The 21,189-nt window shown below is 41.6% G+C and carries 21 protein-coding genes and 1 pseudogene; 3 read left to right on the top strand and 19 right to left on the bottom strand.

Going from position 1 to position 21,189, the window contains the following annotated elements; all coding sequences use genetic code 11:
- The first annotated feature begins 8 nt into the window (after positions 1 to 8).
- Positions 9 to 977 carry an ABC transporter ATP-binding protein gene (locus tag PWP39_RS02105; protein ID WP_011011147.1) on the top strand — a complete coding sequence of 323 codons (969 nt, stop codon included), beginning with the start codon at positions 9 to 11 and terminating at the stop codon, positions 975 to 977.
- Complete coding sequence (locus tag PWP39_RS02110) at positions 964 to 1,755, top strand: ABC transporter permease (RefSeq protein ID WP_014835489.1); 792 nt, start codon at positions 964 to 966, stop codon at positions 1,753 to 1,755. The genes PWP39_RS02105 and PWP39_RS02110 overlap by 14 nt, the downstream gene beginning before the upstream one ends.
- Before the next feature lie 372 nt (positions 1,756 to 2,127).
- Here PWP39_RS02110 and PWP39_RS02115 read toward each other — a convergent pair whose 3' ends face one another.
- From PWP39_RS02115 to PWP39_RS02165, 11 genes are all read right to left on the bottom strand, one after another.
- Positions 2,128 to 3,822, bottom strand: a complete 1,695-nt coding sequence (locus PWP39_RS02115) for a hypothetical protein (RefSeq protein ID WP_011011149.1) — start codon at positions 3,820 to 3,822, stop codon at positions 2,128 to 2,130.
- Positions 3,819 to 4,409: an MBL fold metallo-hydrolase gene (locus PWP39_RS02120; protein ID WP_011011150.1), complete on the bottom strand. Its 591-nt coding sequence runs from the start codon at positions 4,407 to 4,409 to the stop codon at positions 3,819 to 3,821. The genes PWP39_RS02115 and PWP39_RS02120 overlap by 4 nt, the downstream gene beginning before the upstream one ends.
- A 42-nt stretch (positions 4,410 to 4,451) precedes the next feature.
- Positions 4,452 to 4,913 (bottom strand): phosphoribosyltransferase, encoded by a 462-nt coding sequence (locus PWP39_RS02125; RefSeq protein WP_011011151.1) that lies wholly within the window; start codon positions 4,911 to 4,913, stop codon positions 4,452 to 4,454.
- A gap of 24 nt (positions 4,914 to 4,937) precedes the next feature.
- Positions 4,938 to 5,513: a phosphatase PAP2 family protein gene (locus tag PWP39_RS02130; RefSeq protein WP_011011152.1), complete on the bottom strand. Its 576-nt coding sequence runs from the start codon at positions 5,511 to 5,513 to the stop codon at positions 4,938 to 4,940.
- Between the two features lie 22 nt (positions 5,514 to 5,535).
- The gene (locus PWP39_RS02135) at positions 5,536 to 7,278 is read right to left on the bottom strand and encodes a radical SAM protein (protein WP_288072282.1); all 1,743 of its coding nucleotides are present in this window, start codon (positions 7,276 to 7,278) and stop codon (positions 5,536 to 5,538) included.
- Positions 7,275 to 8,018 carry an amidohydrolase family protein gene (locus tag PWP39_RS02140; RefSeq protein WP_288072284.1) on the bottom strand — a complete coding sequence of 248 codons (744 nt, stop codon included), beginning with the start codon at positions 8,016 to 8,018 and terminating at the stop codon, positions 7,275 to 7,277. Before PWP39_RS02140 ends, PWP39_RS02135 begins: the two co-directional genes overlap by 4 nt.
- A gap of 64 nt (positions 8,019 to 8,082) precedes the next feature.
- Entirely contained in the window at positions 8,083 to 10,536 is a 2,454-nt protein-coding gene (gene ppsA, locus PWP39_RS02145; RefSeq protein WP_288072287.1) for a phosphoenolpyruvate synthase, read from the bottom strand.
- Between the two features lie 123 nt (positions 10,537 to 10,659).
- Positions 10,660 to 12,045 (bottom strand): ArnT family glycosyltransferase, encoded by a 1,386-nt coding sequence (locus PWP39_RS02150; RefSeq protein ID WP_011011156.1) that lies wholly within the window; start codon positions 12,043 to 12,045, stop codon positions 10,660 to 10,662.
- Positions 12,035 to 13,069, bottom strand: a complete 1,035-nt coding sequence (locus PWP39_RS02155; RefSeq protein WP_011011157.1) for a hypothetical protein — start codon at positions 13,067 to 13,069, stop codon at positions 12,035 to 12,037. Before PWP39_RS02155 ends, PWP39_RS02150 begins: the two co-directional genes overlap by 11 nt.
- The gene (locus PWP39_RS02160; RefSeq protein ID WP_011011158.1) at positions 13,056 to 14,024 is read right to left on the bottom strand and encodes an oligosaccharide repeat unit polymerase family protein; all 969 of its coding nucleotides are present in this window, start codon (positions 14,022 to 14,024) and stop codon (positions 13,056 to 13,058) included. Before PWP39_RS02160 ends, PWP39_RS02155 begins: the two co-directional genes overlap by 14 nt.
- On the bottom strand, positions 14,024 to 14,692 hold the full coding sequence (locus PWP39_RS02165; RefSeq protein ID WP_011011159.1) for a hypothetical protein: 669 nt from the start codon (positions 14,690 to 14,692) through the stop codon (positions 14,024 to 14,026). Before PWP39_RS02165 ends, PWP39_RS02160 begins: the two co-directional genes overlap by 1 nt.
- Positions 14,693 to 14,747: 55 nt before the next feature.
- Here PWP39_RS02165 and queC point away from each other — a divergent pair, with 55 nt between their 5' ends.
- Complete coding sequence (gene queC, locus PWP39_RS02170) at positions 14,748 to 15,470, top strand: 7-cyano-7-deazaguanine synthase QueC (protein WP_011011160.1); 723 nt, start codon at positions 14,748 to 14,750, stop codon at positions 15,468 to 15,470.
- Here the strand turns inward: queC and PWP39_RS02175 are convergent.
- The 8 genes and pseudogenes from PWP39_RS02175 to PWP39_RS02210 all read right to left on the bottom strand — a co-directional run.
- A complete protein-coding gene (locus PWP39_RS02175) occupies positions 15,454 to 16,359 on the bottom strand; it encodes a DNA cytosine methyltransferase (protein ID WP_011011161.1) in 906 nt (301 codons plus the stop codon). The two genes, queC and PWP39_RS02175, sit on opposite strands and share 17 nt — an antisense overlap.
- Positions 16,360 to 16,647: a DNA-directed RNA polymerase subunit L gene (locus tag PWP39_RS02180; protein WP_011011162.1), complete on the bottom strand. Its 288-nt coding sequence runs from the start codon at positions 16,645 to 16,647 to the stop codon at positions 16,360 to 16,362.
- Positions 16,607 to 17,266, bottom strand: coding sequence for a DUF2067 family protein (locus PWP39_RS02185; RefSeq protein ID WP_288072294.1), 660 nt, complete (start codon positions 17,264 to 17,266; stop codon positions 16,607 to 16,609). The genes PWP39_RS02180 and PWP39_RS02185 overlap by 41 nt, the downstream gene beginning before the upstream one ends.
- A complete protein-coding gene (locus PWP39_RS02190; RefSeq protein ID WP_011011164.1) occupies positions 17,263 to 17,856 on the bottom strand; it encodes an exosome complex RNA-binding protein Csl4 in 594 nt (197 codons plus the stop codon). The genes PWP39_RS02185 and PWP39_RS02190 overlap by 4 nt, the downstream gene beginning before the upstream one ends.
- Entirely contained in the window at positions 17,853 to 20,363 is a 2,511-nt protein-coding gene (locus PWP39_RS02195) for a DEAD/DEAH box helicase (RefSeq protein ID WP_288072297.1), read from the bottom strand. The genes PWP39_RS02190 and PWP39_RS02195 overlap by 4 nt, the downstream gene beginning before the upstream one ends.
- 8 nt (positions 20,364 to 20,371) lie before the next feature.
- Positions 20,372 to 20,839 carry an Lrp/AsnC family transcriptional regulator gene (locus PWP39_RS02200; RefSeq protein ID WP_011011166.1) on the bottom strand — a complete coding sequence of 156 codons (468 nt, stop codon included), beginning with the start codon at positions 20,837 to 20,839 and terminating at the stop codon, positions 20,372 to 20,374.
- A gap of 8 nt (positions 20,840 to 20,847) precedes the next feature.
- Positions 20,848 to 21,075 carry a transcriptional regulator gene (locus tag PWP39_RS02205; protein WP_288072303.1) on the bottom strand — a complete coding sequence of 76 codons (228 nt, stop codon included), beginning with the start codon at positions 21,073 to 21,075 and terminating at the stop codon, positions 20,848 to 20,850.
- A 23-nt stretch (positions 21,076 to 21,098) separates the two neighbouring features.
- Positions 21,099 to 21,189 (bottom strand): annotated as a pseudogene (locus PWP39_RS02210) (IS6 family transposase); the annotation flags it as partial.

The raw sequence follows: 21,189 nt of genomic DNA on the forward strand, positions 1-21,189 counted from the left end.
GAACAATCATGACAATGGTGGATGTAATAAGCGTCACAAAGACGTTCTCAACCCCAAAGGGTAAAGTTGTGGCAGTTGATAATCTAAGCTTCAAAGTTAAGAGGGGACAAGTATTTGGAATACTTGGGCCCAATGGGGCTGGAAAGACAACTACGTTAAGGATGATGGCGACCATATATCGCCCAGACAGTGGAAGAATACTTATCGACGGAATAGATGTTGTTGAGAACCCAAATGAGGCCAGAAAGAGAATGGCTTACATGACACAGGAGCCAGACCTTTCTCCCACTCTCTCTGTTCGGGATTACATCACCTATTACTTTAGATTTAGAGGCCTTAGTAAGCGAGAGGCTAGAGAAAGGTGCAGTTATGCCCTTAAAACTTTCAACCTGGAAGAGCATGCGAACAAAAAGCCATTTCAATTAAGTACAGGATTAAAGAGGAGAGTACAGCTTGCCTGTGTGCTTTCAAGTGATGCTCCGCTCGTGTTCCTTGACGAACCTACGGCGGGAGTTGACCCGAAAAGCAAGAGAGATGCATGGGAGTTAATTGGAGAGATGGTTAGAGAGAAGGACATGACGATTATCTTGAGCAGTCATGACCTATACGAAGTTGAGTATTTGGCAGATGAGGTGCTGATTATAAACTATGGGAAGGCTGTTGCTCAAGGAAGGCCTTCAGAGCTAAAAAGGAGATTTGGAAAAACTCTTAGAATTGTAACAAAGAACCCAATACTTGATTTTGAAAAGTTGAGAGATACTCTCACGAGCATTGAGATGGTAGAAAATGTTCGGGCAATAACAAAAAATTCCTTTGAAGTTAAATTGAACTCTTTAGACGCTCCTATAAATGATGTTCTTCAAGCTACGATGTCCTTAGGTTTGGAAATAGTTGATGCATTCACGGCCACTCTAACTTTTGAGGATGTATACCTGAGCATAGTGGACGTTGGAGGTGAAATCAATGGGAAGAGGTAAAGAGTTCCTCTCATCCTTCTATGTTGCAATGTCTAGGGAGACGAAAGTTGGGATAGATTTGGAATTCTGGCTGGGGACAATGTTTGAGCCGTTAATTTATGTCCTGCTTTTCGGCCCTCTAATGGAAAAGCTCGTTGGGGGAGTAAACGTTGGAGGAGAGGAAATTTCCTATTTAGCTTTCATGTTCCCAGGAGTGCTGACCTTAGTTGGCATAAATCAAGGATTTAGGGGGGCGACAACCTTCATTAGAGACAGATTTTATGGAGGGCTAGAGACCCTCTTCACTCTCCCAGTATCAAGGTCAGTTTTGTTCATGGCCAAGATACTAGGGGCGTGCATAAGGGCTTTTGTAGCTATGGCGACATTGTCGGTTTTGGTCATTATAGTTGAGGATGTTTCACTAACTCCACTGAGCTTTATTCAGAGCTTTCTTGTCAACTCTACACTTGTCGTGATGCTCTCAAGCTTAATGATTTGGCTACTCTCTAAGGGAGAAAATCCGAATCTTCCAGTGGCAATATCTGGAATAATAATGCTCCCAATGATGTTCCTTTCGACAATCTTCTATCCAAAGGAAGTGTTTGAGGGTAGTAGAGTGATGAGCTTAGTAGTATCGTTGAATCCAATGACCCACGCTTCAACACTCACTAGGAGCTTCCTATATGGAATTTCCCTTCCACTATCGGAAGTTGGCATATCCTTAGCATATCTTGCTGCTTTAGCCTTCTTAGGCTTCGTCCTGGGATTAAGAGGATTTACCAGGGCCTTAGAGAGGTGATTTCATTTTCCCTATCCCCATGTTTTTAGTGCAACTGTAAAGTCTTTGTAACTCTCTATCATATGCGAATTGCATACTCGCATTCTGATGTAATCTCTTGTCAGCAGTATAGAATTCAGAGGCATTTATTCGCTTTACAGATTCAATTTAAATTGCATATTTGCTTATGTCTCTTTTTTCTTCCGCAGCTTCTTTCTTTATTTTCCAGTATAAATAAGCCTCTATATTTTTCCCATAGTGATCACCTTTCGGTAATTGCTGAAACATATTTAAGGATTCCTCCTATCCTTGTACTGAAAATAGAACTGCACTCTTTCCTTAGAATCCCAATGCTTATTTCTTGTGGAGAGGCCTAATGCACTTTCAAAATTACTACTTTGGCAAGATTACAATATCCCTCATTCTTTCAGCCAACAAATCTAAAAGATGAAGTATTGCCTTTTGAAGCTCTTGAGGAACTTCTTCAGATTTCTTTAGCATTATCAATTTCTCCACTAAACTTTTTAGCTTTGGAAGATCCTTCTTAGCCATAGTTTCTGCAAGGGATTGTAGTGTTAGTACTATTTCAACTGTTATATGACCTTTCTCTATGAGTTCTTCTATTCTTCTCAGCACAATATCCGCAACCTGCTCATCATACTTCTCAAGAAAGTAATAGCTGAAGAACGTAAGGGCCACTTCGAAGTTTTGTGAGTGTAAATATTTTATGAAGTGCTCAACTATGTCTTTTCCAAAATCTGCCTTTGCCGCTAACTTTGCCAAAGCCTTTATAGCTCTGAGCCTTGCCCATCTATTTCTTTCACACTGTGCTATTTCAAACAAAGGTTGTACTGCCAGTTGAAATATCTCCAATCTTTTCCCATCCAGGGATTCTATGGCCTTCAAAATTGCCCAAAGTGCGTCCATTCTCTCAAATTTATCTTCACTTTTCAGCTTCTTGATAAGGTCAAATACGAGCTCTGGGTTTTTCGTAAGCAGTGAGGTAACTTCGTCTATATCCTCACTTTCTATGGCCTTTTTTAAGGTCTCGCTGTACACCTCTTTTGGGGGTTTTAGATCCTTTAATGTCATTGGCTTTAAGGTTTTCATTTCTCCAGTTCTAACTTTTTGCCCTACAACTTTTGGCCTTGGAATCACCCTTTCATTTATTTCAATGGTCTTTTTCTCAAGCTTTTCGAGAACATCAGCTAACCACTTCAGAATGTACGTGTCTCCTATTGCAAGAGCAAGGTCTATTGCCTCATAGAATTTTTCCTCTTTCAAAAGCTCATTTATTTTTCTCTTAGCTTCTTCCAAGTTGTTCTTGTAGAATTCTCTGAGGTTTTCTTCTATCTTTTCTGCTATGACTTTAGCCCTTTCGCGAAATTCAGGAGGACCGTAGAGGGCTATGTTTTTTACCCTAGTTAATATTGCTATGAAATCATCCAAAGTCTCTTGAGTTATTTTGACGTTTGATATCTCTTCCAAAATATCCAAACCCAATTCAAGAACAAACTTATCTTTGCTTGGAATTATAAACGTAAGTTCCCTTAAAACGTCTTTTACTTCATGAGAGATGTTGAGGAAGAGTCTAAGACCAATGGTTTTAAGCTGGATGTTTCTAGACTTTAGAAGCCTGGATAGTATATCATGAACTGAAGGGCTCTTTGACAACACCCTAAGAGACTTTACTACTTCAGCCAGCTCAAAGAGGATTAACTCGTTTGGCTTGGACTTTATAATATCCTTAATTGCATGTCCCAATCTGACAAAGCACTTGGGAGTTATAGGGATTCCTGCAATTAAAGTGTTCAGGCATTTTGTAGCCCTTAAGATTATTCTCTCGTCCTTCTCTTTTTCGAGAATCTTCACTAGGGTTGGGAGAATCTTCTCAATACTCCTTAATCTTTCAATATCGTTCATCTGCTTGAGGACATTCTCGAGGACAATAAGCCCCCTGTAAACTATTTCCCTATCCTTAGCTTGGGAAATTATTGAAAGGAGTTCGTTTAGCTTTTCCTCTGAACCTTTTACTTCCTCTTCAGCCTTTTTTAGCTCCCAAAATTTGAGATATTCCAGAAGTGTCATTTTTCTCTCTCCAAAGCCTCTACCAATTCTTTAACCTTCTTCCTTGCATTTTCTAGAACTGGTTCTCCGTGGGCTGGGTAGATTGACTTAAATTCGATGTTTAAAATATCCTTGATTCTTTCTCTGTTCATCATGGGATCCTCTGAATATCGGTGTGGAACTTCGTAAAGTTTTCCATCCCTTTCAATCATTATGTCCCCCACAAAAAGAGCACCACTTTCCTCGTCAAGTAGGCATATGCTCCCCTTTGTGTGCCCAGGCATGTGGAATACCTTAAGTCCTTCAATAACGTCTCCATCTTTAACTGGAACGTCAACCTTAACTCTTGTCCTCTCCTCTATAACCTCCACTTCCTCCTCATGAGCCACAACCTTTGCTCCCGTCGCATCTTTCACGCACTTTAAGGAGCCAGTGTGATCTAAGTGGTGGTGGGTAATAATAATTGTTTTCAGGGGCTTTTTAAGTTCCTTAATTTTACTTAGTATTTTCTCGCATGTTCCCTCTATTCCTGTGTCTATAAGAACGAGATGGTCTCCCCTGTCAATAATGTACACGTTAACAAAACCATCTTTAATCCTGTAGATCATTAAGTTTCACCAACATTAATATGAAGGGAAAGAACAAAAAAGTTACTCTCTTTCAATTACTGGGAACTCTTCCCAGGGGAAGACTATCCACTTTTCAGTTCTAAACACGTAGTAATCTGGAACTACAGACGTCCAAGGTTTCATTGCAAGGCAGGCAACTTTAACTTCTTTCGCTCCTAACTTCTTAACTTCCTCTATGACAACCTCGAGGGTTTTCCCCGTATCACTTACGTCATCAACGATAACGACTTTCTTGTCTTTTAAGTCTCCATGAATCGGTATCGTTATTACTGGTTTTTCTCCTCTCTCCTCAATCCCCTTGTAGAACTTCACGTCTATTACCTTGAGGGGAATATCTCCTAGGATGTGGCTAAGCCTGACCGCTGGAATTAGTCCTCCTCTTGCAATTCCCACGATGACGTCTGGCTTGTACTCTCTCAGCTTTTCGGCGAGTGCGAAGATTGCTCTATCAACCTGCCACCAGGTAAGATAGACCTTGTCCATTTCTCTCACCTCTTGCTTAGCCCTTCACTTATCCACTTTAAAAAAGATGCGCTGTGTTAGGAGATATACCCAGGGGCCGAGGAAAAGGCTAAACAATACATCGCTGAACCAGTGAACGTGAAGTATGAGTCTAGTTAGGGCAATTCCAACAGCCCAAGCCCACCAGAGTATTCTATATCTAGGAAATTCCCTAGAAAGGTACATTGCAAGGATGGAAGCTCTAGCTGTGTGGCCCGAAGGAAAAGCGAATTTATCTGCTTGGAGGATTGCCTTTATAAGTGGAACCTTTGTTCCAGGATTTCCAGGCCTTGGAACTTGGAGGGTTGCCTTTAATCCCCCAACTATCACCGTTCCCAAGATTAGAGATAAGATAAGAGTTTTGGTCTCAAGCGAAATTTTCCTGTGCTTTTTCATTTCATAGGTCACGATAATTCCTGCAAGGACAGCGATGCTTAATGAATCAGCCGTTCTCGTTAGGAGTGAGGGAAAGTACGTTGGAAGATTAATTGAACTGTCTATTAGAGAATTTATTCCGTTAAATGCTCCTAAGACTTGTAACGCGAAAATTGTCAAAAGTATTGCCGTAAGTATTGCCAGCATGTTTGTATTTCTCCATAGGAATTTAAAGCTTTACTTTTCCTCTGTACATTTCTCTAGCGTTCTCTGGGAGAAGCGACAGAAACTCCTGCTCGCTTTTGAATGGCCTTTTTGCTAATATTTTTATTAGGGTCTTCTTCCCGATTCCTGGAAGCCATTTCAAAACTTTCGAGCTTTCCCTATTGATATCTATTGGGACTGGTATCCCAGTAACGCTTCTAAGCCCGTGATCAACTATCATAACATCGTAGTATTTGTTAAGCTCGACTTTCTTCGGAATTCCTACTATTAATGGATAGCTTCCAAATTGCCTCCCAAACGTAAGCTCTCCACTATAAATCTCGGCTCTGACATCCCTTAAGATTGTTCCCACTGGGACTACTCTTTTAAGCATAGGTAAATCTATTTCATGCCTTATCTTGTGCCTATAATGCTCTATCAAAGCCTTGTGCTTCTCTGTTTTCACCTTATCTCTCATATTCCATAGTGGCGTTCCTGGGAAGACTACTACCTGTCTTATATTTATTCTCCTCACCATCAACCCATCATCAAGGATCTTTTTTAGAAATTCATAGGTTAGCTCATAAGTCTTTTTTGTCTCCCCTGGAAGTCCGAAAATGATGTTTATCCCAGGGAGAAGCCATGGTAGTCCGTTATATCCTCTTTTACCCCCAACTTCATTAATTATCTTAACGGCTTCATACGTTTCTTCAGGTGTGGCGTTTAGATTGTTTATCCTTGCAACTTTGGGATCTGCAGTTTCTAGTCCAAAGGCAACTACGTTCCCTGGAGTTCCATACTTAACTATCGCCTTTGCAATTCTCCTCGATTCTTCCGGATAATTTGCTATAACTGCCGGGTTTGCATTATCTACGTGGAGGGTTTTTACATTTGGGGCTACTAACCTTACAGCTCTGAAGAGTTTTTCCACTTCCTCTGGGTTTGGAATTGGAACCCTACCATTAGGAGTGGCCTTATAGGAGAATATACAACTCTGCCGTCCTATTCTAAAATGCCTAATTCCTAGATTGTAAAATGCCTCAACTTCCTGGGCGACATATTCTTGGGGCCTGTTTTCTACGGCCCTATATCTCACAGGTTCGGTACAGAATGAACAGCCTCCAATTCCCATGGCTTTTGGGCAACCTCTCTGAGTTTCAATCTCCACCAGAACAAACTCCGGATATCCTGGGAATTGTTTAACCACTTCAGCTCCCAACAATGCATATGGCTGAAGTTCCTCATAGTCCCTAAACCTAAAGGGGTTTAGATCTTTTCCAGAGAAGTAGTCAAATAGAAATGCCTCGAGATCCCCATAGACGATGTGATCAAAAACTTCCTCTGCGAATCTTAGTTCTTTCGTTGTTATCTTTACCCCACCCATCTTTGCGGAGCCCATAAAAGCAGGCCCGCCAAGTATCTTCACAGCTTTGTATGAGGAGATAAACTTGCTTACCTCTTCAACGCTTCCTGGGACGGCGGAAAGATATTTCCCAGGAGTGTGGAGTCCTCCTATAAACACAATAACCTCTGCCTTCTCTAAGATCTTCTTAACGTTGGGAAAGTTTGGTGTTTTGTTCTTTGTCTTTATTCCTTGTTCTCCCTCAAAGGTTGCCCTTAAATCATCGATTGTAAGGTAAAATACATTAGCATCTTTCCTGGCTTTTTTTATCGCCCCATAAGCGTATCTTGGATAAAGCCCTAAATAGGGGGGAACGCCTAAACCTGCAGGCTCATCTGTGTATCCGTCAATTATTGCAACTATCATAGCAACACCTTTGCATTTTCATAGAACACTCTCTGCATTCCCTTTTCATCTAAACCTGAGGTTAAAACCTTAGCAATCTCGACAACTGGATGGTGACAGGGTAAGTCTATTCCAAAAACAACTCTTCTAGGTGCTACTTTGTAAGCTTCAGCTATCTTGCTTGGCATTGGCATTCCGGAAGTTTCCAAATATACGTTTTCATGTCTCTTAGCTATCTCTATTGCTCCTTGGATGTAATAGGCGTTCCCATGCCCCATGTGCACCATCACTATCTTAACCTCAGGGAACTTCCTGGCTAGCTCTTCAATCTGCCACGGAAGGGACGTTGGGGGGTGACCTGAGTGAACCTGAACATGAACATTGAACTCCTCCGCTATTCTCATAATTTCTTCAACCCTGGGATCTGCGGGAGAGAACATGTTAAGGAGGGGATGGAGCTTTATTCCTCTAAATTCAAACTTTTCGAGAAATTTTCTTGCCTCTTTTATGGAGTTCTTATCCTTGGGATTGGCCCAGTAAATTCCAACAAGCTTGTCTGGATATTCCTTGGTGATTTTGGCTATGTTCTCATTATCCACGTCGCTAACTATTGCTACCTCTATATTGTAAGCTTCCATAAGCGAGAGGAACTCCTCGGGGGTTATGGAAACGTTGAAAGGATATCCAAGAACTTGAATGTGAGAGTGGGCATCTATCTTTCTAAACTTATCTGCGTTTAACTTAACATCAGTCTTCCACATTAGCTGACACCAGAGAAATATCCGAAAGGAGTAATATAAACTTTAAAGAAAAGGGGGAAAGACTTCAGAAGAGCTCCTCTTCTTCCTCTTCCTCGAAGAGTTGCTTTCTTGCTGCTTCTAGCATGAGTTTCCTCTCTTCTTGTGCAACTACTTGTCTGATTAGCTGTACTGCATCTGGGTTGGCTGAGATGCTGTCGATTCCAAGTCTTACCAAGATTCTTGCCATCTTTGGATCACTTCCGGCCTGTCCACAGATGCTGGTCTCGACTCCGTACTTCTTACAAACCTTAATGACGTGCTTAATGAGCTTAAGAACAGCTGGGTGGGTCTCGTCGTAGAGCTTGGCAACTCTCTCGTTGTCTCTGTCAATTGCAAGTGTGTATTGGGTTAGGTCATTTGTTCCAAAGCTGACAAAGTCAATTCCTTCCTTGATTAGGTCCTCAATTATAATAGCTGCTGCTGGGACCTCAATCATGATACCCCATGCAACGTCCTTGTGTGGCTCGAGGCCGACCTCTCTTGCGATTCTCTTAGCCTCTCTTATCTGCTCTGGGTGGCTGACTAGTGGTAGCATTACACCAATGTTGTTGTATCCCTTCTCCACTACCTTCTTGATGGCCTTGAACTCGGCCCTCAGTAACTCTGGCTGGTCAAGGCCTCTTCTAATTCCTCTCCATCCAAGCATTGGATTCCTCTCTTCTGGTTCGTCCTCTCCTCCGGGCATCTCTCTGAACTCGTTGGTTGGGGCGTCTAGGGTTCTGTACCAGACTGGCCTTGGATAGAATGCTGCTGCAACCCTCTCAATACCCTCTGCAAGCTTCTCTACTAGCTCCTTCTCCTTTCCTTCTTTGATGAACTTGACTGGGTGTTGACCGATGCTTAGGATCATGTGCTCAGCCCTTAGTAGTCCAACACCATCTGCTCCAGTGGCAGCTGCCCTCTCGGCTACCTCTGGCATTGATACGTTAACCTTGACCATTGTTCCTGTAACTAGTGGTGCTCCTGCGACAACTACTTGTCCCTCTTCAGCCTTAGCCTCTTCCTTCTTCTTGACTAAGCTTTTGACAATTCCCTTGTAAACTAAACCTCTTGTACCGTCAACTGTAACGTACATTCCTGTCTTGAGCTTCTTTGTGGCCTCCTTGGTACCAACTACACATGGAATTCCAAGCTCTCTTGAAACGATTGCCGCGTGGCTGGTTCTTCCACCTTCATCAGTAACGATAGCGGAGGCCCTCTTCATTGCTGGAACCATATCTGGGTTGGTCATTGTTGTAACTAAGATGTCTCCTTCCTTGACCTTGTCGATCTCACTTGCGTCAAATATTACAACAACTCTACCTGCACCGATTCCAGGTGAAGCACCGAGACCCTTGAGGATAACCTCAGCCTCTTCAACTTCCTCAGCACCTTCAGCAGTTGCTTCCTCTTTGAGGGTTGTTACTGGCCTGCTCTGGACAATGTAAAGCTTGCCGTCATCCTTATCGTAAGCCCACTCGATGTCCTGTGGCCAGCCGTAGTGCTCCTCAATCTTTTGCCCCATCTTTGCGACTTCAATTATCTGCTCATCGGTTAATACCTGCTTCTCAACCCACTCTGGACCAAGGTGCTCTGCAACCTTAACCATGACGGTTCCTTTACCTGTCTCTGGATTCCTTATGACCATAACTTCCTTCTTTGCTATGACCTTCTCCTTGATCTTCCAGGTTCCCTTCTCGACGATGTATTCATCTGGAGTAACTGCACCGCTAACTACAGCCTCTCCGAGACCCCAGGAGGCGTTGATCATGATCTCATTCCTGTTGTTTGTAACTGGATTAGCTGTGAACATAACACCGCTCTTCTCGCTGTTAACCATCTTCTGGACGACAGCTGAGAGGTAGACCTTGCTGTGGTCAAATCCTTGCTTGGCTCTGTAGAATGTAGCTCTTGCGGTCCAGAGTGATGCCCAACATCTCTTTACTTTGTCTATAACATCGTCAGCGCCGAGAACGTCCAAGTAGGTCTCCTGCTGGCCAGCGAATGAAGCCTCTGGTAGATCCTCTGCTGTAGCTGAGGATCTGACTGCAACGTAAACCTCTTCCTGCCCGAATCTCTGGCTAAGCTCCTTGTAAGCCTGCTTAATCTCATCTGCGATCTCTGCTGGCATGTCAAGGCTCTTTATGAGGGTTCTTATCGCTTCAGTGTTCTCTTGGAGCATCTTTGAGTCATCAACATCAGTCTTGCTGATTATGTCCATAATCCACTCCTGAAGAGGTCTTGGCTCGTCAGGAGCCTGGGCAAGAACCTCAGAAATTGTTCCCTTATTGACCTTTTCACCGAGAATTCTCTTAACGTCTTCCTTACTTACCTTTACGGTTTCAACGAAGTACTTGTAGGCTTCAGCGGTAACACAGAATCCTGGTGGGACTGGAATACCAGCATTTGTCATTTCACCAAGGTTTGCGCCCTTTCCACCAACAAGTGGGACATCATTTTTGCTTAGCTCCTCAAACCACTTTATGAATCTGTATGCCATTTCAGTTCACCTCCGCCTTAAAATAACCGTGAGTGATAAAGGTGAGCTATATTTAAAATTAACGTGAATCAAGAAGGGGTTTGATGTTCATTATTGTCATAAAACTAAATGATGAGCATTTGACTATCTATTCCTTTCAAAAATTTTGTACAAGCCATCGTAAAATGTTTTGACTAATGTATATCTATTGTTGACGTCTCCTTTAAGTCTCTCTCCTTCTAAAATTATAGTCCCGCCCTTAATGATCACGAGGTCATAATAGCCTTGTTTAATTTTTTCGACAACTTCGTTGTAGTTTCTCTCCGTTATCATTTCTACTTTGGACTCAGGGAAGAAATAGCCAGCATATGTATATAGGTAAGGTGTTACTAGAACCGTTCTCGCGTTATAATTCTTGGAAGCCCAGGAGAGAACTTCTGTCTCTCCTCTACCAGTTTTGTTCCAAAATTCTTGCAAGTTATATGAGGCATTGAATAAGAGTATTAAAATGACACCTACCCCAATACCCTCAAAAATTGCCTTATGGGGAATGTTCTTTGTTTTTTCCACAACTCCTTGGATACCTTTTGCCATTATTAGGGCCATAGCAGGGGTTGTAAATGTTATAAATCTCGTCTCTTTATGTGTCACGGTGAGTATTCCCATTAAGCCCACAAAAAACCAGGAAAGAACTAGCAACCCTTTTTCATTTCTTTTTGTGAAGAATATTCCCAGGGCCAAAAGGAAAAGGGGGATATAACCTATGTCCTTTACAAGTAGTTCAAAGAATTCAAAAGTCGAAACTGGCTTGTCAAGTGTCACTACTCTAGAGGCTATCTTAAAGGGCCTAAATGCTCCTCCATAGTGGAGATGGCCAAGATAGAGCCAGGGAGAGAGAGTAAGAAGTAGTATTAGGAGGCCGATTATATACCTTCTCTCTTTTATCCAATTCCACTCCCTTGTTAGGTATAGGTACACAACAAAAACTCCCAGGATCACTAGTCCAGTATATCTCGCTAATATTGTCAGTCCAGCGAAGAAAAACGATAAAACAGTATAAAGTTCCCTATTCTCTCTTTCCCCCAAATAAAAGAGGTACATGGAAAGCGTAAAGAAGAAAGTGAATTCAGAATGAACGAGGGTTCTCTTAGCCATTGTAAATGCCAAAGGGTTGAAGACATAGAGAAGTGATGCAATTATTCCAAACTTTCTACTTCCCAATAACATCTTTCCAATTTCATAGGTTAATAGTGCTGTTAGGGTGTAAAACAGAAGGGAGATAATCCTACTTGCAGGCAGGTGGAAGTCATAGGGAAGGAATTTGAAAAATAAACTTAGAGTATATGGATACAGAGGTGGCCTATACATCATATAAACGCCCTGATAAGTAAACCCCTCACCCCGAGCAATGCTCCTTGCAATATTTATATAGAGGGCTCCATCATATGTGAGCGTTGAGTTTGGGGGAAACGTTAAAATTCCTATTATCAGGGGGATTACTACCGCTAGTAATCTTATCTTATCTTTCATTCTTCATCACAAAAGCTTTACTAATGAATGCCAATAAAAATATTGTGGTCAATTTAGGTACATCTAATCCTATCTCAATGAATACTGTTAAAATCGAGAGTAAAAATGCATGAGCCCACTTTACTCCTCGAGCTTCCCTGATTGCAACTCCCAAGATTAAACCTTCTAGCAGTCCAAGCACTCCAAAATCAAATGCAGGCTGGCCATAAATTGTGTATGTATACCTAACGTTTGTACCAAAGAATGAGGCTACCTTGTATCCGGGGATTAGTGTGGGGAGGATAAGCAACTTCCCCCAGGGCATCGTTATGTGGAAAATTCTTTCATAGACGAGATAAGTAAAGGCAGGTCTGCAGAGAGCTCCTTGAATAAAGTTGTAACTCGGTTCGGCCATTCCCCTGAGTAAAAACGCTACAATGACACCTATCCCCCCGATTACCAATGCTTTTTTGTTAAGCTTTGGATATGTAGAATAGACATACGCCAATAAAACTAAGAGGGCCACGATTCTAAAGGTTGAGATTGCCGAGATAATTATGCCTAGGACTAGTAAAGTTAGAGAGGGGTAAATTGAAATTGCGAGAGCTAAGGAATAGCCTGAGAGAACGTAAGAGATTGCAAGGGGCTCAAACCTTTTTTGAGGCTCTAGTATTGGGACTATCCCATAGAAAGCTGGAATTAGTGGGAGAATAATCGCAATGAGAACAGACAATGTGAAGAGCATTTTGTCTTTTTCTTGAATTTTTTTCTTTGAGAATAGGAGAAGACAGATTGCTCCAAAAGCTATGAAAGCTATCCATTCAAGCCCTATCTTTATACCAACCAAAATACTCAGAATTATCCATCCATACCTGGGAAAATTAAAGTTAGACTTAATTCCCAAGATTATTGCTCCTATAAACGCTAGGGCATACAAAAGTGGAAAGATTTTTGGTACGGCATGAAAACAAAGAACTTCCCCAATAACAGCTGAAAGAAGAAATAGGAGGTTAAAAAATATGAATGTTTTCTCAAGCTTTAGCATGACTTTCCCTCCAGAAAACTATGAGGGCTAAAATAAACATCAGATAAACGGGAAGATCCAAAATTCCAGTTTCAACTCCAACTATCCCGTAGGCTAAGGTAGAATAGTAGAGGGCCCTCCCCACATTTGACTTCAAATTTTCCATGGCTCCATAATACATTCCCAGGAAAAACATTTCAATTCCCGAAAGGATTCCGAAATCTAGATACATTCCTCCTATGAGAGTTGCCGTTGTTGTAACTCCAGAAACACCTAAATATCTAGAGATCAGCATCCTGGGCCCTAGTCCTCCAGTTAAGTAAGAGGTTATTCCAGAAAATTGTAGCTCTCCATGATAAAACCCTACTAGGCTACACCTTTTCACTATAACGTCGAGAACAGAAGTTGTCCCTTGAATTCGAACTAGGAATTCTGTGCTTCCCCTAAGTATTGAGAGAAGTAGCGCAACTATGCCTCCTATAACTCCCACTAGGAGACCTTTCTTTATAGTTCCTTCTTTCATCTCATACAAGTATGGGAGGGCTAAGGCTATTGCTGAAGTTAGTATAGGAGTTCTATATCCGTAAAGAGCAACTAGAAAAGGAAATGAGAATCCAATCTTTTTTCCCTTTAAAACTAAGTATACTGAGGAGGGAACTCCAAAGAGATAGGTAAGTGCTGTTAGCTTTGGATTTAGTGAGGTTCTCAAATATGGATGGAAAACTGGTATGTCTCCAACTTTAACGAGATTTGCAACTATTGCCAGGAGGGAGAGGATTAATCCTATGTATCCCCACCAAACTTCTTCCTTAATGGGATTCAGCTTAAGTTTTCCACCCTTCTTGCTTCCGAGGTTATATCCATAGACAAACAGAATTGAAAATAAACTAACTACCCCTATGGTCTTAATCCTAGCCAATCCCAGGGAAACAAAGGCCGTGAGGAAAATTGGAATCGCTAGAGGCAGTCCTCTCATTAGCTTCTCACCTCTATTAAAGTAAGCTTATGTGTCCTGTTTTCGGAGTTTACAAGCAAGATCCCATAGAAAAATACCCTCTTTCCTTTCAAGTTGTCTCTAAGTATCTCTACAGGAACCATGCTGGCAGTTAAAATTGCATTGTTTCCAGAAATTTTATTTATTGTTATTGAGCCATAAGTTGTGTAATCGGCAAGGTATTTTAGCTTCCCAATTTCTATTATGCTTATGTTCTCAACGTATATAGTTCCGCTGAACCTCTCTGAGTACGTTTCTTCCTTTATATATTTAGAGAACTCCTCATATCCCTCTCCCTCAGTTCCTGGGACTTCATAGACGTAAACTTTTCCCCTCTTTATTACCTCTATATGCTTTGCCCTGAAATTTTCTTTTGTGGCGGCTGGCCCCCCGACTGTTACTCTAGTTCCATTTACAATAATCGTGATCGTTGATCCCTGAGCGGAAAATAATTCTCCTGAGATAATCTTTCCATCAACAGTTTCAACTTTAATAGTGACGTTAAATCCTCTCACGAGATAATTCATAGCGTCATTTGAAGCCTCGTAAATCTCTCCACCCTGATAGTGCTTTACCGAGAGCGTTATGGCAACTCCTACTATTCCAATAATAACTATGGCAATAAGAACTACTTTCGTTAGCTTGTCCATTTACTACCCCCTATATGGAAAAAGCATAAAAAGATATTAAAACTTAATCATTGCCATGAAACGAAGAGCAGTTGTTCTGTTTTCTGGAGGATTGGATAGTACAGCATGCCTGTACTGGGCTAAAAAGCAGTATGATGAGGTCATTATGCTCACCGTAAACTATGGAAGCAACGAGGAAAGAGTTACAAACAAGGTAGCGGAGTACTTCTCAAAAGAGTTAGACGTAAGGTTAAAAATTGTTAAGCTGGATTTTTTGAAGGAATTCTCGGAAATAAGGGGTAGCTCTCTTGTGGGTGGAGAAGTTCCAAGAGTAACTGCAGAAGAGCTGGAAGACATTGAGAAAGCGAGCGAAACGGCAAGAAGTGTCTGGATTCCAGCAAGAAATCTTGTTTTAATAAGTGTTGCTGCATCTCTCCTGGATGCCTTGGGTGGGGGAGATATAATTGTAGGGTTCAATGCTGAGGAAGCTACAACATTTCCAGACAACTCGAGAGAATTCGTGGAAAAGTTAAACGAGGCTCTAAGGTTTGCAACCCTAAATCCGGTAAAAGTTGTTGCCCCTCTAATAGATTTGGACAAGAGGGGAATTGCAAAGTTGCTTAAAGAGCTAAATGCGAAGTATGAGTACTCAAACTCCTGTTATAACCCAAAGGGTTTCACTGAAGATGGAAGGCCAATTCACTGTGGAGAATGTGAGAGTTGTGTGAGAAGGCATAAGGGTCTTATTGAGGGGATTGGAGAAGATAAAACAGTTTATGCAATTACTCCCAGGATATAGTCCTAAGCAAGAATTCTGCAATACTCCTTGCCAGTGGTGGTGGGACAGCTTCTCCTACGCTATCGAACTGTATGTTCCTACCACCGAGGAATACAAAATCGTCTGGAAATCCCATTATCCTCGCCTGTTCTCTGACTGTTAGTGGTCTATTTTCAAACGGATGAACGAATCTACTACTCCCTCTCACCGTCGGGGCTGACTTGTAGGGATGGAGCCTCACCCAGTTCATGAATCTTCCAAATCTCTGTGCTCCTTCTCCCCACTTTAGGTAAGGAATTTTTCTTGCCACTTTGGAGGGGGGATTGAATAGCTCGTTGTTGGGGGCATCAAAGGGAACATCTTTAAGTACATCCCACACTTTCTTAGGCCCTTTAACTTTATCTGGCCTTATCTTAACGTTAGAAATGAAGACTCTTCTTCTAATTTGTGGAACTCCGTAGTCTAAGGCATTTAAAATGTTAAATTCTATGGGATATCCGGCCTTGTCGAACTCTCTTATGAGGTAATCTTCGAGTTCCATAATCTGGGGGACATTCTCCATCACAAAGACCTTTGGCTTTATTTCCTTTACAAACCGTATGAATTCTAAAACTAACCTGCCTATTGGATCTCTGTACAGCCTATCCTTTGGATTCTCCATTCTTCTGGAATTTATAGCTGTAAATGGCTCACAAGGGGGCCCTCCAATTATAACATCAGCTTTTGGAAAATCTTTGGGGTTTAGAGCCTTTATATCGGAAACGTACACTTTAACCTCGGGAAAATTAAAGGAGTAAGTCTTGGCTTTTGGCTTAAAATTTTCAACTGCAGAGATAATTTTGAATCCAGCAAGTTTAAATCCAAGAGAAAAGCCTCCAGCTCCAGCAAAAAGATCAATAACAGAAGGCATTCAGCTCTTCACCGCCTTCTCCCATGCCTCTAGAACTTCTTTTGCTCTTTCAAAAATCTTCTTTGCTGCCTCTTCTAGGGCTTCTTCTGGCGTTATTTCCCCATCGGTAACTACCCTAAACCTGGGCTTTCTTGCCATTGTTATTGGGTGTTCTATTGTGTATGCTGTGAACTTTACGTGTGGATTTTCTCTTAGGGTCTCGACCAATAAGTTTGCAAATGTATGGTCTTCTCCTTCGAGATAAAATTCAAGCAAGTTCTCTTCCTTCTTTATCACTTCTATCTTCATCCTTCTCACCCTCTAAATACTCTAACAACTCCTTTAGCGCCTGCTCTTTGTTCTTTACAAGTTCATATTTAAACTTATCTTCCTTGTACTCTGCTATTCCCAAGTCAACGAGGAGGTCTAGGAGCTCTTCTGGGTCAATGTTATATACAACAGAAACTGGAACAACAACTTCTCTTATCTGTCTAGTTGTCTGTAGGGCTATTTGAGATAACACTTCATTCAATCTCCTTACAAGCTCAACTATCTCCCTCCAAGGCATTGAGGATTTTATGTAATCTTCTTTTACTTCCACTCTCTCCCCTAGAAGCTCAAGAGTTTTGATTAGGATTGGGAGTGAAATATTCGCGTTTGCTTCCCTGAAGATATCTTCGGGATAATATGTGTACAATCCTTTCCTGTCTGGGTATAATCTCCCTCGAACCCTCTTGTGGGCATCTCTTATGGCCCTTATTGCCTCTCTAATTTCTTCTTTTGTTCCTTGGACATTAACCTTTAGAGAGTCTAACTTTCCATGTATGTAAATGAATGCCGAGAGATTGAGCCTCTGAACTTCTTTCATGAATTCTTCTTTCTCTATATCATCTCTCACGTGAAGCACTATAACTTTCTTGGCCCTCATAGCTTCACCTTCCTATATAGGCTCGATAACTTTCTGGTCTCCACGTTTCCACACTTAGGACATACCAACTGGTTTCCTCTCCTCACTAAGGGAGTTTTGCATTTTGAACAGAACGCATACACTACTCCAAGATCTGGATCTTTTGTGGTCAACTGAATTGGACTCTTTTCGTCTGTAATTACTCTTGCCCTCACTATATCACCAATCCTAAATTCATTTCTTAAGTCTTCCACAAAGCCATCTTTTACTTGAGAGATATGTATCCCAGCCAGCTTTGACATTGCTATTTCCCTGTCTCCCTTTCCCTCAATTTTTATCATCTTCAAGAGGACTGCTTGTTGCTTAATGTCTATTACCCTTGCATACACGATGTCCCCCACTTTTGGGATTGGTGGAGTACTGGAGGCTGGTTCTAGGCTTATCTCAACTTTATCTTTATTAATTCTGACCCATCCCGCTCTTGTAGAGTAAAGATTGCCGTCCTCAACTATGACTCCTTCTCCTGGGAGATACTCTTCAATTACTCCGAGATAATCCCCTGGAAGTACAAAATCTCCGTCTTTGACTGTTTTCTTCTTTTCTTCTATCATCGTCTCTCACCCTTCAAAATTTTTCCTTCTTCAATTTCCCTTCTAACCCTGATTGTGTCTTCTACCACTCTTCTCTTATTGAACACTCGGGCTATTCTTTCAATTGCCTCGAGTTTTCTCACAATTCCGTCTAACCATGTAAAAACATCTCCAGGGTATAATATTAATGCATAGACCTTCCTAAAGTGCTCAGAGATTTTTGAGGGCTCGTATCCCTCTCTTCTTAAGTCAATGATCTTTCTCCCAATTCTCTCCATTGCAAACTCCGTACAGTCTTGCTCTGGGCAGTTGAAGAAATCTTGGTATATTAGGAATAGCCTTTCTGCAGCATTTGGGCTTATTTCGGGTATAATCTTGTCAAGCTCTTCTAGCACTGATGCAAAGGAGCTTGAAAAGATGTTTGAGCTTATCTTTCCTCTAACAGCTGACTCTATTTCCCTCTGGAGCGATCCTGGGAGGTAAACGTTTTCGAACGGTAGCAGTTTAATTGCTATCTCAATTGGATCAGTGCTCTCCAAGTTATCTCTGATGAACTCTGCCTCCCTAGGAAGTAGGAAACTCATGCTCACCGCCCTTCCATATGGGGTTGCTTCAACTTTATCTCCATATATTTTGACGAGCCCCTTTTCCATAAGTTTTTCCAAAACATTTTTAGCACTTTGGTTTGCTCCCAGGCAGAGGGATTGAACTTCTTCAATAACTTTAAGTCTATTAAACACACAGGCATGAGCTAAGACATTATCCTCTTCAAATTCATCGCTCCACTCAACAATTACTGGTTCTATGGGTGAAGTCAAGAGCTTGAGGGCGACTTCATCTTCAGTTCCCTCCATCTGAGCTGAGTACTTTTTCCCAGGCTCGACTATTATGTAAACTTTGCCTTTCTCATGGTACTGTGGCCTTCCAGCCCTGCCAAGCATTTGGTGAAACTCCCTAACTGTTATCCACTTGTTTCCCATGGCCAAGCTTTCGAAGATGACTTGGGATGCTGGAAAATCAACTCCCGCTCCTAAAGCAGCTGTTGTTACAACTACATCAATCATTTGAGCTTGAAACTCCATTTCGGTAAGCTTTCTCTGAACATAGGGGAGGCCCGAGTGGTAGGCCTTAGCCTTCAATCCCTGCCCCGTTAGGAATGAGGCAAGCTCATGGCATCTTCTCCTTGAAAATGTAAATACTATCGTCTGCCCCTTGAATCCCTTCTCGCTCTTTCTCATGGCCTCGGCTTTGCACAGCTTAGCTATATACCTCCACTTCTCACTCTCATTTCTCGCAATTATTAAATGCCTCTCTAAGTCAACGGGCCTTTCATCGTAAAGCACTAGTTTCATCCCTAGCTTCCTGGCTAACTCCTGAGGGTTTCCTACGGTTGCTGAAAGCCCAATAAATTGGGCATTTGAATAGAGCTTCCTTAACCTTGCAATGAGCCCATCTAGCCTAGCTCCTCTCTCCTCATCATCGAGCATGTGTATTTCATCTATTACAACCGTTCCAACGTTTCCTATCTTTTTACCAGCTCTGAGAAGGTAGTCTATTCCTTCGTAAGTCCCCACTATTATGTGTGCATCTGTTCCAGTATCCAGAACTATTGGCTCTTCCTTGGTCTTTATCCTGCTCATTCCGACTCTAATGGCTACTTTTAATCCAAGCTTTGAGTATCTTCTCTTGAAGTCCTCGTACTTTTGGTTTGCTAAAGCTACTAGAGGAACTAGGAACAGCATTTTCTTTCCCTTTAGAGCCTTAGGAATACCTGCAAGCTCTCCGATTAGAGTTTTTCCACTCGCAGTTGCTGAAACCACCAATAAATTCTCCCCCTCTAGGAGGCCGTTTTTAATCGCTAGCACCTGAACGGGGAGTAGTTCGTTTATTCCTTCGGCCTTTAGAACTTTTTTGAATTCTTCGGGGATGTTGAGCTCATCTATATGCATCTTCTCGACCCTTATATGCTTGGCCTTTAGCTCATCCCATTTTGTTATCTCTGGATGCTTAGTGGGGTCAAAGGATGGATCAAAAATTGAAATCACCTTGTCTAAATCTCTGAATCTCTCTAAAAGCTTCTTTGCCTGTTCAAGCATTCCTATGGAATTAAATCGAAATCTTAACTCTCTCTTCAACTCCTCCTCGGCACAACTTTCACATATGTATTCATCTCTGTATCTTATCCTGTTTCCCTCAGTGAGTACTGTAATCTTCCCATTGAGAAGGCAGAGCCTACAGATGTCAGCTTTTTCAACTCTTTTGTTCATTAACCTCTTCTTAAAGTACTCTTCCCACTCGTTGGCATTCACCAGAACTATCCTTGAATTTCTAAGGGCTCTCTCCACTTCCTTTGGATTTAAATACTGACTTCCTTCAAGAGCTTTAAAAAGTCTATTATCTCTCATTATGAGCCTAACTACCCTATCAGCTTTTAAATTTCTTATTTGAGAGAGCTTTTCTGGAGGGTTTTCAATTATAAAAGCCTCGAGCTCATTCTTTTTTCTTCCTGGTCTTACAACTATTAACATCTCACCACCTATAGGAGAGTTACCCCACCTTCTTTAAAGTTCTCTAGTATTATTGAAACCTTAATCCTCCTTGCCATGTTCTTTAAATAATCTCTCCTAATTTTTTTAAGGAACTCATTTAAGCTATCGACATCTCTAAATGTTGCTCTAATTGTCAGCTGAAACTCTCCAGTTTTCTTATACACATCCTTAATGTTTTCAAGCTTTAAAATAGGCCTTATAAGCTTTGATAACTCATCACTCTCTGGATCTGCTAGCTCAATCTCAATTAGAGCTGTTAGGAACTCGCCTAGAAAGGAGTGATCAATTATTGCAGAATACCCCTTAATTACACCAAGCTTCTCTAACTTCTCTACTCTATTTTTTATTGCAGCAGGCGTTAATCCAACTTTTCTACTGAGCTCTGTAAGCGTAGCTCTTCCATTTTTACTTAGCTCTCTTAGGATTATCTCATCAACTTCGTCAATGCTTGGCATGGTCTTAATTATTCATCGTCTTTTAACTCCTTTTCTATCTCCTCTATGTTTCTGAGTATCGTTTCCTTAATCTTTTTGAGAAGTTCGGATGGAGAAACTGCGGTATATGCATAACCTAGCCACCCTCTTTGGACTAGTGTTCTCTTGAGCAATCCCTTTTTGTAGAGACTTAGTACATGGGCCCTTACACTTCTCTCACTTATTCCTAGCTCTTTTTGTATCTCTTTAATCATCATATTCTTTTTCTTTTCGGATACTGTCAGGATAACTGGGGCATCACCTCTTGAAGCCACTCAGTCACATCACCAGGCGGACAACCAAACCGAGAATGAAACCTAACAAAATTATAC

Source organism: Pyrococcus sp. (assembly GCF_030153625.1).
GTDB classification, from domain to species: Archaea; Methanobacteriota_B; Thermococci; order Thermococcales; family Thermococcaceae; genus Pyrococcus; species Pyrococcus furiosus.

Excerpts from the sequence above, each read along its gene's own strand:
- ppsA (WP_288072287.1), bottom strand. The coding sequence starts at position 10,536 with ATGGCATACAGATTCATAAAGTGGTTTGAGGAGCTAAGCAAAAATGAT.
- PWP39_RS02180 (WP_011011162.1), bottom strand. The coding sequence starts at position 16,647 with ATGAAGATAGAAGTGATAAAGAAGGAAGAGAACTTGCTTGAATTTTAT.
- PWP39_RS02130 (WP_011011152.1), bottom strand. The coding sequence starts at position 5,513 with ATGCTGGCAATACTTACGGCAATACTTTTGACAATTTTCGCGTTACAA.
- PWP39_RS02190 (WP_011011164.1), bottom strand. The coding sequence starts at position 17,856 with ATGATAGAAGAAAAGAAGAAAACAGTCAAAGACGGAGATTTTGTACTT.
- PWP39_RS02140 (WP_288072284.1), bottom strand. The coding sequence starts at position 8,018 with ATGTGGAAGACTGATGTTAAGTTAAACGCAGATAAGTTTAGAAAGATA.
- PWP39_RS02185 (WP_288072294.1), bottom strand. The coding sequence starts at position 17,266 with ATGAGGGCCAAGAAAGTTATAGTGCTTCACGTGAGAGATGATATAGAG.
- PWP39_RS02135 (WP_288072282.1), bottom strand. The coding sequence starts at position 7,278 with ATGATAGTTGCAATAATTGACGGATACACAGATGAGCCTGCAGGTTTA.
- PWP39_RS02200 (WP_011011166.1), bottom strand. The coding sequence starts at position 20,839 with ATGCCAAGCATTGACGAAGTTGATGAGATAATCCTAAGAGAGCTAAGT.
- PWP39_RS02115 (WP_011011149.1), bottom strand. The coding sequence starts at position 3,822 with ATGACACTTCTGGAATATCTCAAATTTTGGGAGCTAAAAAAGGCTGAA.
- PWP39_RS02160 (WP_011011158.1), bottom strand. The coding sequence starts at position 14,024 with ATGAGAGGACTGCCTCTAGCGATTCCAATTTTCCTCACGGCCTTTGTT.
- PWP39_RS02105 (WP_011011147.1), top strand. The coding sequence starts at position 9 with ATGACAATGGTGGATGTAATAAGCGTCACAAAGACGTTCTCAACCCCA.
- PWP39_RS02150 (WP_011011156.1), bottom strand. The coding sequence starts at position 12,045 with ATGAAAGATAAGATAAGATTACTAGCGGTAGTAATCCCCCTGATAATA.
- queC (WP_011011160.1), top strand. The coding sequence starts at position 14,748 with ATGAAACGAAGAGCAGTTGTTCTGTTTTCTGGAGGATTGGATAGTACA.
- PWP39_RS02205 (WP_288072303.1), bottom strand. The coding sequence starts at position 21,075 with ATGATGATTAAAGAGATACAAAAAGAGCTAGGAATAAGTGAGAGAAGT.
- PWP39_RS02155 (WP_011011157.1), bottom strand. The coding sequence starts at position 13,069 with ATGCTAAAGCTTGAGAAAACATTCATATTTTTTAACCTCCTATTTCTT.
- PWP39_RS02125 (WP_011011151.1), bottom strand. The coding sequence starts at position 4,913 with ATGGACAAGGTCTATCTTACCTGGTGGCAGGTTGATAGAGCAATCTTC.
- PWP39_RS02110 (WP_014835489.1), top strand. The coding sequence starts at position 964 with ATGGGAAGAGGTAAAGAGTTCCTCTCATCCTTCTATGTTGCAATGTCT.
- PWP39_RS02165 (WP_011011159.1), bottom strand. The coding sequence starts at position 14,692 with ATGGACAAGCTAACGAAAGTAGTTCTTATTGCCATAGTTATTATTGGA.
- PWP39_RS02175 (WP_011011161.1), bottom strand. The coding sequence starts at position 16,359 with ATGCCTTCTGTTATTGATCTTTTTGCTGGAGCTGGAGGCTTTTCTCTT.
- PWP39_RS02120 (WP_011011150.1), bottom strand. The coding sequence starts at position 4,409 with ATGATCTACAGGATTAAAGATGGTTTTGTTAACGTGTACATTATTGAC.
- PWP39_RS02195 (WP_288072297.1), bottom strand. The coding sequence starts at position 20,363 with ATGTTAATAGTTGTAAGACCAGGAAGAAAAAAGAATGAGCTCGAGGCT.